This is a genomic window from Cupriavidus sp. CP313, from assembly GCF_054072015.1.
Genome location: NZ_JBSVZB010000002.1, coordinates 86,298 through 102,126, shown reverse-complemented (window position 1 = coordinate 102,126; position 15,829 = coordinate 86,298). Strand labels below are relative to the sequence as shown.

The 15,829-nt window shown below is 69.6% G+C and carries 11 protein-coding genes; 3 read left to right on the top strand and 8 right to left on the bottom strand.

Annotated features, from left to right (window positions below):
* Window positions 1-83 precede the first annotated feature (83 nt).
* Window positions 84-563 carry a cyclic pyranopterin monophosphate synthase MoaC gene (moaC, locus tag ACW4E8_RS02660; RefSeq protein WP_456803105.1) on the bottom strand — a complete coding sequence of 160 codons (480 nt, stop codon included), beginning with the start codon at window positions 561-563 and terminating at the stop codon, window positions 84-86.
* A gap of 97 nt (window positions 564-660) precedes the next feature.
* On the opposite strand from moaC, the gene ACW4E8_RS02655 reads away from it, so the two are divergent.
* Window positions 661-2,499, top strand: a complete 1,839-nt coding sequence (locus ACW4E8_RS02655; RefSeq protein ID WP_456803104.1) for a beta-barrel assembly-enhancing protease — start codon at window positions 661-663, stop codon at window positions 2,497-2,499.
* Window positions 2,500-2,580: 81 nt separating this feature from the next.
* Here the strand turns inward: ACW4E8_RS02655 and ACW4E8_RS02650 are convergent, their stop codons facing one another.
* The gene (locus tag ACW4E8_RS02650) at window positions 2,581-3,618 is read right to left on the bottom strand and encodes a helix-turn-helix domain-containing protein (RefSeq protein ID WP_456803103.1); all 1,038 of its coding nucleotides are present in this window, start codon (window positions 3,616-3,618) and stop codon (window positions 2,581-2,583) included.
* 244 nt (window positions 3,619-3,862) lie between these two features.
* Here ACW4E8_RS02650 and ACW4E8_RS02645 point away from each other — a divergent pair, with 244 nt between their 5' ends.
* Entirely contained in the window at window positions 3,863-4,885 is a 1,023-nt protein-coding gene (locus ACW4E8_RS02645) for a serine hydrolase (RefSeq protein WP_456803102.1), read from the top strand.
* Window positions 4,886-4,903: 18 nt separating this feature from the next.
* Window positions 4,904-11,107 (top strand): autotransporter domain-containing protein, encoded by a 6,204-nt coding sequence (locus ACW4E8_RS02640; protein WP_456803101.1) that lies wholly within the window; start codon window positions 4,904-4,906, stop codon window positions 11,105-11,107.
* Between the two features lie 19 nt (window positions 11,108-11,126).
* Here the strand turns inward: ACW4E8_RS02640 and ACW4E8_RS02635 are convergent, their stop codons facing one another.
* The 6 genes from ACW4E8_RS02635 to ACW4E8_RS02610 form a co-directional block, all read right to left on the bottom strand.
* The gene (locus ACW4E8_RS02635) at window positions 11,127-11,708 is read right to left on the bottom strand and encodes a DUF2946 family protein (protein WP_456803100.1); all 582 of its coding nucleotides are present in this window, start codon (window positions 11,706-11,708) and stop codon (window positions 11,127-11,129) included.
* A 47-nt stretch (window positions 11,709-11,755) separates the two neighbouring features.
* A complete protein-coding gene (locus ACW4E8_RS02630) occupies window positions 11,756-12,850 on the bottom strand; it encodes a YheT family hydrolase (protein WP_456803099.1) in 1,095 nt (364 codons plus the stop codon).
* Window positions 12,851-12,896: 46 nt separating this feature from the next.
* Window positions 12,897-13,337 (bottom strand): YybH family protein, encoded by a 441-nt coding sequence (locus ACW4E8_RS02625; RefSeq protein ID WP_456803098.1) that lies wholly within the window; start codon window positions 13,335-13,337, stop codon window positions 12,897-12,899.
* A gap of 31 nt (window positions 13,338-13,368) precedes the next feature.
* Window positions 13,369-14,391 (bottom strand): lipopolysaccharide heptosyltransferase II, encoded by a 1,023-nt coding sequence (gene waaF / locus ACW4E8_RS02620; protein ID WP_010812206.1) that lies wholly within the window; start codon window positions 14,389-14,391, stop codon window positions 13,369-13,371.
* 112 nt (window positions 14,392-14,503) lie between these two features.
* Window positions 14,504-14,698 carry a zinc-finger domain-containing protein gene (locus ACW4E8_RS02615; RefSeq protein WP_456803097.1) on the bottom strand — a complete coding sequence of 65 codons (195 nt, stop codon included), beginning with the start codon at window positions 14,696-14,698 and terminating at the stop codon, window positions 14,504-14,506.
* Window positions 14,699-14,795: 97 nt separating this feature from the next.
* Complete coding sequence (locus ACW4E8_RS02610; RefSeq protein WP_436220889.1) at window positions 14,796-15,716, bottom strand: branched-chain amino acid transaminase; 921 nt, start codon at window positions 15,714-15,716, stop codon at window positions 14,796-14,798.
* Between the last annotated feature and the right edge of the window lie 113 nt (window positions 15,717-15,829).

Genomic DNA, 15,829 nt, shown 5'->3' with positions numbered 1-15,829 from the left:
CTTTATTACCGGGGAACGACGTTGGCGTAAGACGTCGTGACACAGCCCATCGCGGCGCGTGTTGCAGGCGTCACGTGGGGAGGTCAGCCGGCCGCCACCCAATCCCCCGACTTGCCCCCATGCTTTTCCAGCAACTTCACATTGCCGATCACCATGCCGCGGTCCACTGCCTTGCACATGTCGTAGATCGTCAGCAGCGCCACCTGCACGCCGGTCAGCGCTTCCATCTCCACGCCGGTCTGGCCGCGGGTTTCGGTGCGCACGGTGCAGGCGACGGTGGCCGTGGCCTCGTCCAGCGCGAACTCGACCGCCACCTTGGTCAGGCCGATCGGGTGGCATAGCGGGATCAGGTCGGCGGTGCGCTTGGTGGCCATGATCGCCGCCACGCGGGCGATGCCGATCACGTCGCCTTTCCTGGCGCTGCCGTCGCGCACCAGCGCGAAGGTGGCGGGCTCCATGGTGATGGTGCCGGTGGCCACGGCGACGCGGTGGGTGCTGGCCTTGTCGCCGACGTCGACCATGTGGGCTTGTCCGGCGGTATCGAAATGGGTGAGCTGGGTCATGATCGAGAGCTTCAGTGCGAACTGCGTGCAGGTGGCCGCCAGCGTCCTTGGGAAGCATCCGATGGGAACGGCCACGGGAGGCCGCTATCATAGCAACATGCCAAAACACCCATCGCTTCGCAGGTCTGCCGCACGCGGCCCTGGCGCCGTGGCGGACGCTGTTCCTGCCGGTTCCGCGTCACATCCCGGCGACGACAGCCATTGCCGCGCTGGCGGCGCATGGACGCCATGGCGGCGGCCGCTGGCGGCGCTGCTGGCGCTGACGTTCGCGGCGCCGGCCTGGCCCCAGGGTACGCCGCGCACGACCACGGCGCCAGCCACGCCGGTGGCGGCTGCGCCGGCGGCCAGGCCGTCGCAGCCGGTGCCCGCCATCTCGGGCGAGGCCAGCGACCAGGTCTATGACAACCTGAACCGCAGCGTGAAGGCGGGCCAGAAGTCTGAGTTCGGCCTGCGTACCAACAACGCGGTGGTGGAGGCCGGCGGCGTGCAGCTGCCGGATCTGGGCGACCCGTCCACGGCGTCGCTGTCGCCCGACATGGAAAAGCGCCTGGGCGACCGCATCATGCGCGATATCCGCCGCGACCCGCTGTACGTGCCGGATCCGCTGTTGTCCGATTACCTGAACGCGCTGGGCTACCGGCTGGTGCAGGCGGCACGGCGCCAGAATATCTCCGGCTCGACCGGTGCGGGCACCTTTGCCACCGGCTTTGACCTGTTCGCGGTGCGTGACCGCAGCATCAACGCGTTTGCGCTGCCGGGCGGCTATGTCGGCGTGCATACCGGGCTGCTGGTGCAGTCCGATACGGAATCTGAGTTGGCTTCGGTGCTGGGCCATGAAATCGGCCACGTGATGCAGCGGCATATCGCGCGCGGCATCACCTCGCAGGACCAGTCGATGTGGATCGCGCTGGCCTCGATGGTGCTGGCGGGCCTGGCCGCCACGCGCAGCCCGGATGCGGCGGCGGCGCTGGCCATGGGCGGGCAGGGGGCGGCCATCGCCAACCAGCTGTCGTTCTCGCGCGGGGCCGAGCGCGAGGCCGACCGGGTCGGCTTCCAGATCCTGACCGCGGCGGGGTTCGACCCGCAGGGCATGCCGGACTTCTTCATGCGGCTGCAGCGCGCATTGGGGACTGCTGAAAACTCGGTGCCGTCCTATGTGCGGACCCACCCGCTGACCTCCGAGCGGATTGCCGACATGCAGGATCGCGTCAGGCACGTCGCGGCGCGCAAGGTGTCCAACACGCCGGAGTATGAATTCGCCCGCATGCGGGCTCGCGCGATCCAGGAGAGCTCGCCCAGCGACTTGCAGAATCTGCGCGCCGCATTGCAGGCGCAGATGTCCGGGGCCTCGGCGTTGCGCCTGCCGGCGGTGTATTACGGGATCGCGTTCACGGAGCAGCGCCTGGGCCGCTACGCCGCCGCCGAGCAGGCGCTGGGTGAGGCGCGCCGTCTCTACGGCAATATTCCCGGCGCCACTTCGGGCAGCCCCATGCTGGACGTGATGGCGGTGGAACTGGCGCGCGCCCAGGGCCGCGTGCCCGATGCGCTGTCCCAGGCCACTGCCGCGATGAAGGCGTTCCCGCTGTCGCATGCGGTGGCGATTGCCTATGCCGATACCCTGGTCGGCTCAGGCCGCTATGAAGAAGCCGTGCGCTTCCTGCGCGAACGCACGCGCCAGGAGACCAGCCGCAGCGATTGGTGGGAGCTGCTGGCGCGCGCCTACGCGGGCCAGGGCAAGCGCTTGCAGCAGCACCAGGCGCTGGCCGAGAAGTATGCGATGGACGGCGCCTACCAGGCCGCGATCGAGCAGCTGCAGATCGCGCGCAAGGCCGGCGACGGCGACTTCTACACGCTGTCCGAGGTCGATGCGCGCCTGCACCAGCTGGAGCGCCAGTACCGCGAGGACAAGCAGGACAGCAAGGGCATGCCTAACTGAGGCACGCTGCACTTGTTGTCACGAAGTCATCGCGAGCACCAGCGTCGTCCCCGCGTGCAGCCGGGGACTCCCCCCTTCCATTCACTCTGCAAGCCGGGGCGGCTCGATGGCGCCGGCCAGGGCCTGCCGCGGCGTCATGCCGAAACGCTCCCGGAACAATTTGCCGAACGCCGACGGGTCGGCAAAGCCGCAGTCATGCGCGATCGCGCCGATGTGCGCGGACTTGCCGGCCCGCTCCAGGTATTCGCGGCTGCGGCGCAGGCGAATCTCGCGCAGGGCCGCCATGACGCGCAGGGGCTCTCCCTCGAACAGCCGGTACAACTGTGCGCGCGAGCAGTGCAGGAACGCGGCAATCCGGTCGGGCGTGAGGTCGTGCTGGTGCGCATGCTGCTCCATGAAGCGATACGCGGCCTGCAGCTGCAGCTTGCCGGAGCGCCACTGAGCATTCCCGGCATCCGCTCTGGCGATGCCCGGATGCGTGGCGATAAGCTGCAACGCCATGCCGACCGTGCTCTCCATGACCACGCCAAGGGCGGCGCGGTCAAGCCGGGGGCCGTGAGCGGCAAGCATGCGCAGCTGCATGGAAACAAACGGGGCAAGCGGGGACGCCGTCAGCAGCGTGGCGATACGGCCCAGATTCGCGGGATCGTGGCCAAGCGCCTGGCGCACGGTCTCGCGCGGCAGGCGCAGATAGCAGGTGGAGGACTCGGTCCAGTCCGATGACATCGGCTGGCCGCAATCGAACATGAAGAGTTCGCCGGCACGCACGACGGTGCGCATGCCGTCCTGCTGCTCCACCCGGTACTCGCCGCGGTCAAGCAGGCAGATGGCGATGTGCTCGTCGGTGCTGCGCACGCGCTGCGGCGTCAGCCAGGTGCGAACGGCCGAGCTGGTGCAGTGGATAAACTGGGCGCCGGCGCCTTCGCAGCTCGCGACGCTGCCGTACAGCGCAACGTCCGGGTCGGGGCGCGCCTCGACCGAGCGATAGGCACTAGCCATCCAGAAGTCGAGACGGTCGGACTCGGCCTGGTCGCTGGTGGAGAAACTGCGGAACGTGTCTTCCGTACCTGCGCGTCGCTTCGGCATGACGGCATGCGCGTCGCGGCTTGTCGTTGTCATGACCCTGCCCCCGAACAAGAAACCACCATGGCGTGGCAACCCATGCAGCGGTGGCGCGTGCCTTGCATGCCTTTGCGACGCTTTGACCAGACCTCGAGACCCGTTGACTACTTTTGATGGCTGATTCTGGCATAAACTCGCCCCAAAATCAGCCAGCTTGTGCAGCGCGGCAACACCGTGCTGACACAGGCCGTATCAACGTGCCGGCGCCGCCGGCCAGTCTTTTCAGTACGGGAACCTTCGCATGTCTGCCTTCCAGCCCGCCAAGCGGCGCACGCTCAAGCTCGCCGCCACGTCCCTGGTATTGCCCGCCATCGCCGCCTGCGGCGGCAGCGCCGAAGCTGCCGCGCCGCCGGACGTGGAAGCCGCGATCGCGCGCTTTGCCGCGCTGGCGCCGGATACCGCCAACTGCCTGGTGCGCGCCGAGCCGGCTGGCGGCGGCGCCAATGCATGGTCGGCTGGCTACAATCCGGACCGCCAGCTGTTCGTCGGCAGTGCCGTCAAGACCTTCATCCTGGCGCAGTTCCTGCGCGACGCCGAAGCCGGCCGCGGCGGGCTGAGCGAGAACCTGGCCTGCGACGTCAGCGATACCTTCCGTTCCCCCGGCAGTCCGGTGTTCCTGGGGCTGACCGGCAAGACGCCGTACCGCAATGCGCTGGAGGCCATGATCACGCACAGCGACAACACCGGTACCGATATCGCGCTCGCCGCCGTCAGCCCCGACCGCGTGCGCGCGCTGATCGCCGAAGCGGGCCTGGTCCAGACCCGCATCCCGGATTCGACCCGCAAGCTGTTCTCCTACCTGGCCGGGGCGGAATCCGGCGTCGACCTCGGCTGGGACGGCATGGTCAGGATGGACAACGGCGAGGATCTTGGCCTCACGTCGCGCACCAATGTCATCAACGACAAGCAGGCCATGCTGAGCACCGCGACCGAGATGGTGAACTGGTACCGGCAAGCGCTGGCGGGCAAGTTCTTCGCGCAGCCGGCAACGCTGACGGAATTCAGGCGCATCCAGGCCATGGCCGATGCGGTGTGGATGGCCGTGCCGGCCGGTGCGCAGGGCTTCGGCAAGGGCGGCAGCATCGACTGGGAAAGCTTCCATTGCCTGTGCTTCGCCGGGCAGATGCTGGTGGGCGCGGTGCCGGTGACCTTCTGCCTGACGCTGAACTGGAACGGCGGACCGCTGAGCACCGAACGCACCGGCGAGTTCATCCGCGCGGCGGCCGACGTGTTGGGCGAGGCGGCAAAGGCCGCCAAGGCCTGACGCACCGGCCTGCGTGTCATGAATCCACGGATTTCCCCCCTGCCGCTCGCGTTGGCGCTCGGCGTTCCCCACCTGATGCTCGGCACGCCGGTGCTTGCGCAATCGGGACCGGTGGTGCAGGACTTGCGCGGGGCCGACGGCGGCCACTGCGCTGGCAGCAATGGCTGCGACGGCGAAGACGCCAAAGACAACCTGGTGCTGTCCCAATCGGGCCTGAACATCAAGACAGCAGGCACCGCCGTGACGCTCGATGTGAGCGGCGGCAATGGTGGCGACGGCGACGATGTCGCCAGCCAGAATCACTGGGGCGGCAAGGGCGGCATGGGCCGGATCATCGAGTACACGGTCCAGCGCAGCGCCATTGTCAGTACCGGGGGCGCCGGCATTTCCGCCATCTCCAGGGGCGGCGACGGCGGCAAGTGGGGAGACGCCGGGCGCCACCCACCCTGGGGCAGCGGCGGCGATGGCCATGCCGTGGTGCTGGCGGTCACGGGGTCGACCATCGACGCGGTCGGCTACGGCATCTCGGCGCAAACGATCGGCGGCAACGGGCAGGACAGCGCGATCCCGAAGTTTGGTGCTGCGGAGCGGGATGCCGGGGCCGGCGGCAACGCCGTCGGGCCGGTCAGTGTCACCCTGGACGGCAAATCCACCGTCACCGTGCAGGCGGGCGGCGTTGGCGTCTTCCCGGGGGAAATGGGTGCGGGCATACGCGCCCAGGCGCTGGGCGGCCAGGGCGGCGGGGGGCACAACGAAAGTGAGCTCGGTGGCCACGCCAATTCAGGCCAGGGTGGTTCCGCGAGCGACGTCACGGTGACTGCGGCGGACGGCATCATCACGACCCATGGTGGCAGGGTGGCGGGCATCCTGGCGCGCTCGATCGGCGGCACGGCGCGGACCTGGCATGGTGTGGACGCCGACGGCCTGCCCATTCCCCTGGTAAACGTCAAAGCGGCCGACGGAGGCAATGCTGGCCATGTGACGGTGGTCAACGGCGCGGCGCTCACGACCGATGGGGCGCGCTCGCCTGGCATTCTTGCCGCGAGCATCGGCGGGAACGGCTCAGACGGCGGGAAGGGCAGCTGGCTCGACGGGCACGATGGCGGCGAAGGTGGTGGGGCCGGCGGGGTTGCCATTACCAACACGGGTTCGATCACCACGCACGGCGCCAATGCGAATGGCATCTCGGCCATGGTGATCGGCGGCAGCGGTGGCGCTGCCGGTCCCGCCGGGACTTTCGGCCGGGGCGGCAACGGCGGCGCCGGCGCGGGTACCGGTGCGATCGCCGTACAGATTGACAACAGCGGCATCATTGTCACGGAGGGACAGGATGCCGCCGGCATCTTTGCCCATGCGGTCGGCGGTGGCGGCGGGGCAGGCACCGCCAGCCACGGGGTGTTTCGGGTCGGGGGCGGCAACGGCGGCAATGGTGGCAACGGCGGCGTGCTGGCCGCCAGCAACCAGGGCACGATCCGGACCGCCGGCGACCACAGCCAGGCCGTCTTGCTGCAGAGCATCGGCGGTGGCGGCGGCGCGGGTGGCGATGCCGACAGCGTTGGCATCATCACTGCCTTGGCCGTCGGCGGGCGTGGCGGCGCGGCCGGTGACGGCGGCAACATCACCCTGAGCACGTCCGGCGATATCGCTACGGCGGGGGCGTCGTCGTCGGGCCTGACGTTGCAGAGCATTGGCGGTGGCGGCGGGCTGGGCGGGTCGGCACGCGCGACGTCCGCCGGCGTGCTGCTGGGGGTGTCCATGAGCGTTGGCGGCGATGGCGGGGCAGGCGGCTCGGCCGGCGCGGTTGCGGTGAACCTGGGGCAGGGTGCGCGCGTGGCGACCAGCGGCGCCCTGGCGAACGCGGTAGTCGCGCAGACGATTGGCGGCGGTGGCGGCAATGGCGCCTTCGCCGATTCAACCCAGGTCACCATCGCGCCGGTGCTCGGCCCCGACCTGCCCAGCGGGGCTGCCAGCATCGGGCACACGGTGGGCGGCACGGGCGGTGCCGGCGGCAGTGGCGGCACGATCGGCATCGCCAGTCGCGCGCAACTGGCGACGACCGGTGCGCGTGCCGACGGCATCCTGGCGCAGAGCATCGGCGGCGGCGGCGGCAACGGCGGCACCGCCGCGGCGCCGCTGCGGCCGACCACGGTCGGGGAATCGGATATCACCATCAGCTACGGCACAACGGTGGGCGGCAATGGCGGCGGGGCCGGCAACGGCTCGACGGTCACGGTCGACAACCTTTACCCAGGGAGCATCCGCACCGAAGGCGACCATGCGATCGGCATCCTGGCGCAGAGTATCGGCGGAGGCGGGGGCAGCGGCGGCAGCGTCCAGCAGGAGACCGGCCGCTCGTTCTCGACGCTCGGCTCGCCGGCTGCGCTCACTGGTGTGCTGGGCAAGGTGGTGGAATGGCTGGAGAAAGCGCCGGAGATGAAGCTTGGCGGCTTCTCGAACGCGTTCGACATGCGCATCGGCGGCCAGGGCGGCAGCGGTGGCAACGGCGGCGCGGTCACAGTTTCCAACGAGGGTTCCATCACCACCGGCGGCGGCAGTGCGCCGGCGCTGGTCGCGCAGAGCATCGGCGGCGGCGGCGGCCGGGGCGGGGCGGTCCATGCCACCGGCGCGTCGAGCCTGTTGTCCAGCCTGGACAGCATGATCGCCACCGTGAGCGGGGGCGTCAGCGGGGCGTTCGCGCTGGCGCCCGATATCGGCGTCAACCTGGCCGTGGGCGGCGGCGGTGGCTCGGGCGGCGATGGCGCGGCCGTGCACGTCGCCAACATCGGCGACCTCGCCACGGCAGGAACTGCCTCGCCTGCGATCCTGGCACAGAGCATTGGCGGCGGCGGCGGGCGCGGCACCATCACCGAGCAGAGCCTTGAAGACCTGGTGCGCAAGCAGGCCGGCGCGGCGGCGCCGGAGATCCTGGCGCGCATCAACAGGATCCTCGGGCTGTTGGCCAGCAAAGGCCTGTCCATCACCAGCAGCATCGATGTCAGCCTGGGCCGCTCGGATGGTCCCCCGGGCGTCGGCGGTGCGGTGACGGTAGATGCCTCGGGCATCGCCAGCCGCATCGAAACGGCGGGCGACAGCTCTCCGGCGATCCTGGCGCAAAGCATCGGGGGTGGCGGCGGCACGGCCGACGTCCAGAGCAGCCTGCTCGGCGCCGGTGGCCTTGCCGCGCTGGCCGGCACCGCCGCGCACCCGCTGGCGATCCGGCTGGGCGCGACCAGCATCTTCACGGGCGTCACCCTTGCGACCGGCAGCGGCCAGGTGACGGCGGCAAACGGCGCCAATGTGCGCACCCAGGGCCGCAACGCGGTTGGCATCTTCGCGCAAAGCATCAGCGGCGGCGGCGGTGCCACCTCGGTCAGCATTGCTGGCACGGATGCGGCGCGGCTGGGCCAGGGCCAGGCCCCGCAGGCTCCGGAGATCTCCCTCGGCGCGACGATGACCGGGCTTATCGGCTTCAGCGGGATCCGTGCCGGCGGTGTGGCGATCACGCAGAACGGCACGGTCCGGACTGCCGGCCTGCTGTCCCATGGGGTGCTGGCGCAGAGCATCAGTGGCGGTGGCGGCGCAGCGAGCCTGGCGATCAGTCCGACCGCACTTGCGCTGACGGGCCCCGCCCGCATCACGCTGGGCGCGAGCGGCGTGGCGGGGGGCAGCATCCAGACGGATGGCGGCCCGGTCAGCATCGACAGTGCGGGCACCAGCGATGGCGCAAGCACCATCGTCACCACGGGTGCACTGGCGTTCGGCATGATGGCGCAAAGCGTGGGGGCCGGTGGCGGCTATGTTGCGCTTACCAGCGGGGAGACGGCGGCGCTGCCGGTCACCCTGTCACTGAACGCGAGCGATGGCGTTGCCGGCGGCGGCGGGGCAGTCAGCCTCACGCTCGGTGCCGGCGCCAGCATCACGACCGGCGGGCAGAATGCCGTCGGCATGCTCGGCCAGAGCATCGGCGGCGGCGGCGGCATTGCCGCGCTCGGCACCCGGCCGGGCCTGGTCACGCTCGCGGCAACGGCCTCGAACGGCAGCGGCGATGGCGGCCCGGTGCGCGCGGTGGTCGACGGCGACCTCCAGACGACCGGCAGCGGCGGGGTGGGCGTGCTCGCGCAAAGCGTTGGCGGGGGCGGCGGGCTGGCCGGCGACCTGTCGGCGGTCAGCTACGGCCTGGGCCTGGTCCGGAGCGCTGGCATCCCGGGCGGCTCGGGCAGGGGCGGCCCGGTCACGGTCGAGGTGGGCGGGCAAGGCATGGTCTACACCTCCGGGGACAACGCCCCGGGCATCCTGGCGATGAGCCTTGGCGGCGGCGCCGTCTTCAAGGACGGCGGCATCTACATGAAGGACGGCCAAACGTCGGCCAGCGCGGCCGGCGGCCCGGTGTCGGTCCATCTTGCCGCGAACGGAGCGGTCAGCACGCAGGGGGCGAATTCCCCCGCCATCGCCGCGGTCAGCTGGGGCGCGGCCACGGGCGACAGCGCCGCCACGGTCGACATCGCCGTCGACAAGGGCGCCAGCGTGAGCGCGAACGGCCGCTCTGGCACCGGCGTGCTGGCATACGCCCAGTCCATGGCCACGATCCGCAACGCGGGCTTGATTGACGCCGACACGGCGATCAGCGCAAAGCGGCAGGCCGTGGTCGAGAACACCGGCACCATCCGCGGCAACGTCGACATCGGCCGCGATTCCGGCCTGGCCAGCGCGTTCAACAACCGTGCCGGCGGCACCTTCTACAGCGGCAATGCGCTGTACATCAACAATGGCACGCTGAACAATGCCGGCACCCTCAACCCCGGCGGCCCGGGTGTCATGACGACCACGCGGTTGAGCTTCGGCAGCTTCAACCAGCTTGCCTCGGGCACCTTTGCCGCCGATCTCGATTTCGCCGGCAAGGCCAGCGACCAGCTTTCGAATGCCGGGGGGTCCCGCTTCGCGGGCACCGTCACGCCCCTCACCAGGTATCCCGTGCGCGGCACGGCGCTCGCGATCATCCATTCGGACCAGCCGCTGGCTGGCGAGGCGGTGCAGCTAGGCATCGCCAGCGCGTCGCCCGTCTTTGCCTACGCCTTGCGCCAGAGCGAGGACAAGCGCGATGTGCTGGTCTCGGTCGATGCCCACTTCCAGTCCCAGGGTGTCGCGCTCAACCGCGACCAGGCGGGTGTGGCGAACCATCTGCAGGCCTTGTGGGACACGGCCGATGCCAAGGCGGCGGCCGTGTTCGACCCGCTCGCCGCCATCGCCGATCCGTCCTCTTATGCGCGCGCCCTCAACACCATCGCGTCCGACGTGGCGCTGGCCCGCGCGAGCAGCCGCCGCCACGAAAGCTACGCCTTCCTGAACCGCCTGATGAGCTGCCCCTACTTCAGCGAGGGCGATGCCCGCCAGGCGGAGGGCGAGTGTGCGTGGGGCCGTGCGATTGGCGGCAGTGTCGAGCGCACCGCCACCGGTGAGGATGCCGGCTATCGCAGCACGCAGGGCGGCGTCCAGTTTGGCGTGCAGAAGGCGATCGCGCCCGATTGGTACCTGGGCGGCTCGTTCAGCTACGCGCATACCAGCACCCGCTCCGCCGATGGCGCCATGCGGGCCTCGAGCGACGGCGGCCAGGCCGGCCTGACGCTCAAGCGGCAGCTTGGCAACTGGCTGTTCGCCGGGGCGCTGTTCGGCGGCTATGAAGCGTCGACGCAGCGGCGGGACATCGCGCTGCCACGCATGTTCGCCACCGCGAACAGCAAGCCCGACACGTACTTCCTCGGGGCCCGCGCCCGCGCCTCATACCAGGTGCCGTTCCAGGCGTGGTACCTCAAGCCGTTCGCCGATCTCGATGTCACCTACGACCACACGCCCGCTTATCGAGAGTCCGGGGCCGGTGTCTTCAACCTGGCCTACGGCGCGCGCGGGCGCACCGCTTGGATGGTGACGCCGGGTCTCGAGGTGGGCGGCCGGGTTGAGCTTGCAGGGGCGACCCTGCGTCCCTACCTGGCCCTGGGCGCCAGCGCCTTGCTGAGCGGCGACGCCACTGCCAGTGTCAGCCTGGCGGAGTTCTCGGCGGCACCGTTCCAGATCACGACGCGCATGCCGAAATGGTACGGCGACGCGACGGCCGGTTTCGAACTGCTGACCCAGGGTGGATGGACGGTACGGGCAGAGTACCGCCTGCGCGGCGCCAGGGACTATCTGGACCAGAGCGGCATGCTCAGGGTGGCCAGGTACTTCTGACCGCCACGGCGCGGATGCTTCACGCCGCCGGCTGGCGCACGAAGCCAAAGCGCTTCGGCACCTCGCTCTCGGCAATCGGCTCGATCGGGATGTCGCGGCCATCGTGGTGGAATACGCCCAGGTCAGTGCCGCACGCTTCGCCATGCCAGGTGCTGGCGCCGCTGAACAGTTCCAGGTCGTGGTCGTGCAGCAGGGCGGCCTGCTGTGCCGGCGGGCTGCCTTGCGCCATGCCCTCGACCGCGCCGGCCAGCACCACGTTGCCGTGCTCGTCGGCGTAGCAGGCCTGCAGCGTGAAGGCCTGCTGCGTGGTCGTGCGCAACGCGCCTTCATGCAGCCGCACGATCCACGGTGCATAGCCCAGCGATACAAACACCCTTTGCGGACCGTTCTGGAAGTACCAGGCGCCGCGCTCGTCGCACAGGTAGTTGCGTTCGATAAAGTCGATCAGCGCTTCATGGCGGATGGGGTCGCCCGACAGCCCGTGCTGCTGGGCGTATTCATTGCGCAGGCGCCACTGGCCGCGGCGGTCCAGTGCCAGCCAGCCGTAGGCATTGGGCACGTTGGGCCAGCGTGCCATTGCTTGCCTGACGATCTCGTCCATGTCTGTCTCCTCGGCGGGCCGGTGGCTTATCGTACCGCTGCGCCCGCCTACATCATGCTGTCAAAAAATCTCAGGATCCGTGCCGGCAGCCATTCGATATCGCCGCTGAAGCGCCCGTCGGGCAGCACCGGCAGGTGCCGGCGCCAGCCCTCGGGCGGGGTCATGAAGCCGACATGGCCGCCGTGCTCGGGCTGTTCCAGCCATACCTGGGGGCTGGCGTCGGTCGGGCCGGGCAGGTGCCGGGCCGGCAGGAAGGGGTCGTTGCGCGCATTGAGCACCAGCGTGGGCACGGCGATGTCGCGCAGCACGGGTTTGCTGGCGGCGCGGCGCCAGTAGTCGTCGGTATCGATAAAGCCGTGCAGCGGCGCCGTGACGACGTTGTCGAAGGCGTACAGGTCGCGGCTGGCCAGCATCGTGTCGCGGTCGAACAGCCCCGGGAACTGCCCCAGCTTGGCCAGCGACTTGCGCTTGAGCGTCTGCAGGAACATGCGCGTGTAGACCAGGTTGAAGCCGGCCGAGAGCGCCGCGCCGCCGGCAGCCAGGTCCAGCGGCGCAGAGATCGCCGCGGCCGCATGCACGTGGCCGGCGCTGGTGCCGTCTTCGCCCAGGAAGCGCAGCAGCGCGTTGCCGCCCAGCGAGATCCCCACCACCAGCAGCTTGCGCCCGTCGGCGCAGTGGCGCTGGCGCATGCGCTCCAGCACCCAGCGGATCTCGGCCGAATCGCCCGAGTGGTAGAAGCGCGGCGCCAGGTTTAGCTCGCCCGAGCAGCCGCGGAAATGCGGGATCACGCCCTGCCAGCCGCGCAGGGACAGCGCATGCATCAGCGCCTGCGCGTAATGGCTGCCGGAATCGCCCTCCAGGCCGTGGAACATCACCACCAGCGGCGTGTCCGGGCGCACCGGGTGGGTGGTCCAGTCGAGGTCGATGAAGTCCTGGTCGGGGGTGTCCCAGCGCTCGCGGCGGAAGCTCACGCGCGGCGGGCGGCGCGTAAAGCGCGCGGGGATGATGGTCTGGGCATGGCCGCCGCGCAGCCACCAGGGCATCGGCACGCCTTCGCCGTAGCCATGGCCAGCTGCCGTGGCGAGATCAGCCTGGGCGGCGTGGACGGCCTGGGGAAGGCGGTGGTGCGGAAGCTGCGTCATGCCGGCGTGGTGTTGCAGCAGGCCGCGGCGCGGCGGCCATGCGGGTTCAGTGCAGCGCCTGCCCCGGCGCGGCGGCCACGGCGGCAACCTGCACCGCGTTGGCCGGGCTGCAGTGGATATGTGCCAGGCGCCAGCCTTCGTGGTTCTGCATCAGCACATAGGTGGTGTGCACGTAGAGGTCGGCGTCTACGCGGTCGTTGCCGAAGCGCAGCGCCTCGGTCACATCGAAGATCGACACGGCCATCGACGCATGACTGCTGGTCTCGATTACATCGACCAGCACCGGCTGTTCTTCCAGCAGCTGCAGGAAGGCCTGGCGCAGCTGTTCGTGGCCGATCAGGCGCTGGCCGTCGGGCAGCACGCAGGTGATCGAGTCTTCGTCCAGCCACAGGCGCAGCGCGCCGTCGGCGTCGCGCAGCTTCAGTGCTTCGCGAAAGGCTTCGACGATGTCTTCGGCGGAATCGAACAGGCGGGCAAAGCGAGGCATGGTGGCAGTAGAAGTGGCGAGGGCAGTGAAGTCAGGGCCGGTGCAGCAGCTTGCGCAGCTCGACGAACACCATTTCAGGTTCGATCTCTTTCAGGCAGCGCAGGTGGCCCAGCGGACACTCGCGCTTGAAGCAGGGACTGCACTCCAGCTGCAGCCACATGATACTCGCTGCCTGTGACAGCGGCGGCGTGTGGCGCGGGTCGCTCGAGCCGAACACCGCCACCTGGGGCCGGTTCAGCGCCGCGGTGACGTGCATCAGGCCGGAGTCGTTGCAGACCGCGGCTTCGGACAGCGCCAGCAGGTCCACGGCGTCATCCAGCGAGGTCTGGCCGCACAGGTTGCGCACGAACGGGGCCTCGCTGACGATCTCGGCGGCGATCTCGGCGTCCTTGGCCGAGCCCAGCGTGATCATCTGCGCATACGGGTAGGAACGCCGCAGCATCTGCGCGAGCCTGGCGAAATGCCCGGCCGGCCAGCGCTTTGCCGGGCCGAACTCGGCACCCGGGCAGAACGCGATCACGCGCGTGTGCGGGGCGATGCCAAAGCGCTCGGCGGTGGCCGCCATGCGCGTCGGGTCGACGCGCAGGCGCGGCTCGGGCAGGTCTTCGGGCAGGCGCGCGCCGGGCTTGAGCGCCAGGCGGGCGTAGTGCTCCACCATCGGCGGGCGCTTGTCGCGCGGCGGGTTGGCGTGGCGCACGTTGAGCAGGCCGAAGCGGGCTTCGCCGCGGTAGCCGATGCGCAGCGGGATGCCGGCCAGCCAGGGGACCAGTGCCGACTTGAGCGAGTTCGGCAGCACGTAGGCGAGATCGTAGCCTTCGTTCTTGAGCTGCTGCGCGAACATCAGCCGTGCCGACAGCTGCAGCTTGCCGTGCGCGAGGTCGGACGGGAACACGCGGCCGATCTCCGGCATGCGCGCGAGCACGGGCGCGACCCACTTGGGCGCGAGTGCGTCGATGACCAGGCGCGGATGGCGCGCCTTGAGCAGCGCAAAGAGCGGCTGCGCCATCAGGGCGTCGCCGATCCAGTTGGGGGCGATGACGAGGGCTTTCTTCATGGGCGGGGCGCTTGGAGCCGGCACGCCGGCGCGGACGCCGGGAACACCGACGCTCCGGGGCGCCTGCAAGCGGCCCGGAGCGTCAGGATCGTGCGAAAACGGGCGGCTCGGGTCAGTGGTGGCCCTTCAGCACGGTGCCCGGCTTGAGCTTGTAGACGGTGCCGCAGTAGGGGCACCTGGCTTCGCCGGTGTCTGCCACGTCGAGGAACACGCGCGGATGGTAGTTCCATGCCGGGGTGTTGGCGGTCGGGCAGTGCAGCGGCATGTCTTCAGCGCCGATTTCGATGATGGTGGCGGTTTGCGTCATGGTGTTGCAGGGAGTGATGCTTATTGTTCGATGAAAACAGCGGGTGTGCCGCGCCCGGCAGTACCGGGCGCGCGCAAAAGGGGCTGGCGGCCGGTGCTCAGACCAGCGTCAGCCACTTCTTGTACTTTTCGTTGGTGCCGCCCACGGCGGCAAAGAACGTGTCCTGGATCTGCTTGGTCACCGGGCCGCGGCGGCCTTCGCCGATGACGCGGTCGTCCAGTTCGCGGATCGGCGTGACTTCGGCGGCGGTGCCGGTGAAGAAGGCTTCATCGGCGCAGTACATCTCGTCGCGGGTGATGCGCTTTTCACGCACCTCGATGCCCAGGTCGCGCGCGATGGTCAGGGTGGCGTCGCGGGTGATGCCGTCCAGGCACGAGGCCAGGTCCGGCGTATAGATCACGCCGTTGCGCACGATGAAGACGTTTTCGCCCGAGCCTTCGCTGACGTAGCCCTCGGTGTCCAGCAGCAGGGCTTCGTCGTAGCCCAGGCCGGTGGCTTCCTGGTTGGCCAGGATCGAGTTGATGTAGTAGCCGCTCGCCTTGGCGCGCACCAGCGACACGTTGACGTGGTGGCGCGTGAACGACGAGGTCTTCACGCGGATGCCGCGCTCCATGCCTTCCTCGCCCAGGTAGGCGCCCCAAGGCCAGGCGGCAATGGCCACGTGGATGGTGTTGCCCTTGGCCGAGACGCCCAGTTTCTCGTCGCCGACCCACACGATCGGGCGGATGTAGCAGGATTCCAGCTTGTTGGCGCGCACCACTTCGCGCTGCGCCGCTTCCAGCGTGGCCTCGTCGAAGGGCATGACCATCTGGAAGATCTTGGCCGAGTTGAACAGGCGCCGGGTGTGCTCGTGCAGGCGGAAGATGGCGGTGCCTTCGGGGGTCTTGTAGGCGCGCACGCCTTCGAACACGCCCATGCCGTAGTGCAGCGTATGCGTCAGCACGTGGATCTTGGCGTCGCGCCATTCGATCAGCTTGCCGTCCATCCAAATCTTGCCGTCGCGATCCGCCATCGACATGTCTGTTCTCCCTGCGCCGTGGAAATAGCAAAAACGATATTGTAAGCCCGGGGGGCATGGGTCACAACGCGGCGCGGGCGCCGCTGCGGTCTAGAATCCTCTTTTTCGGGCAT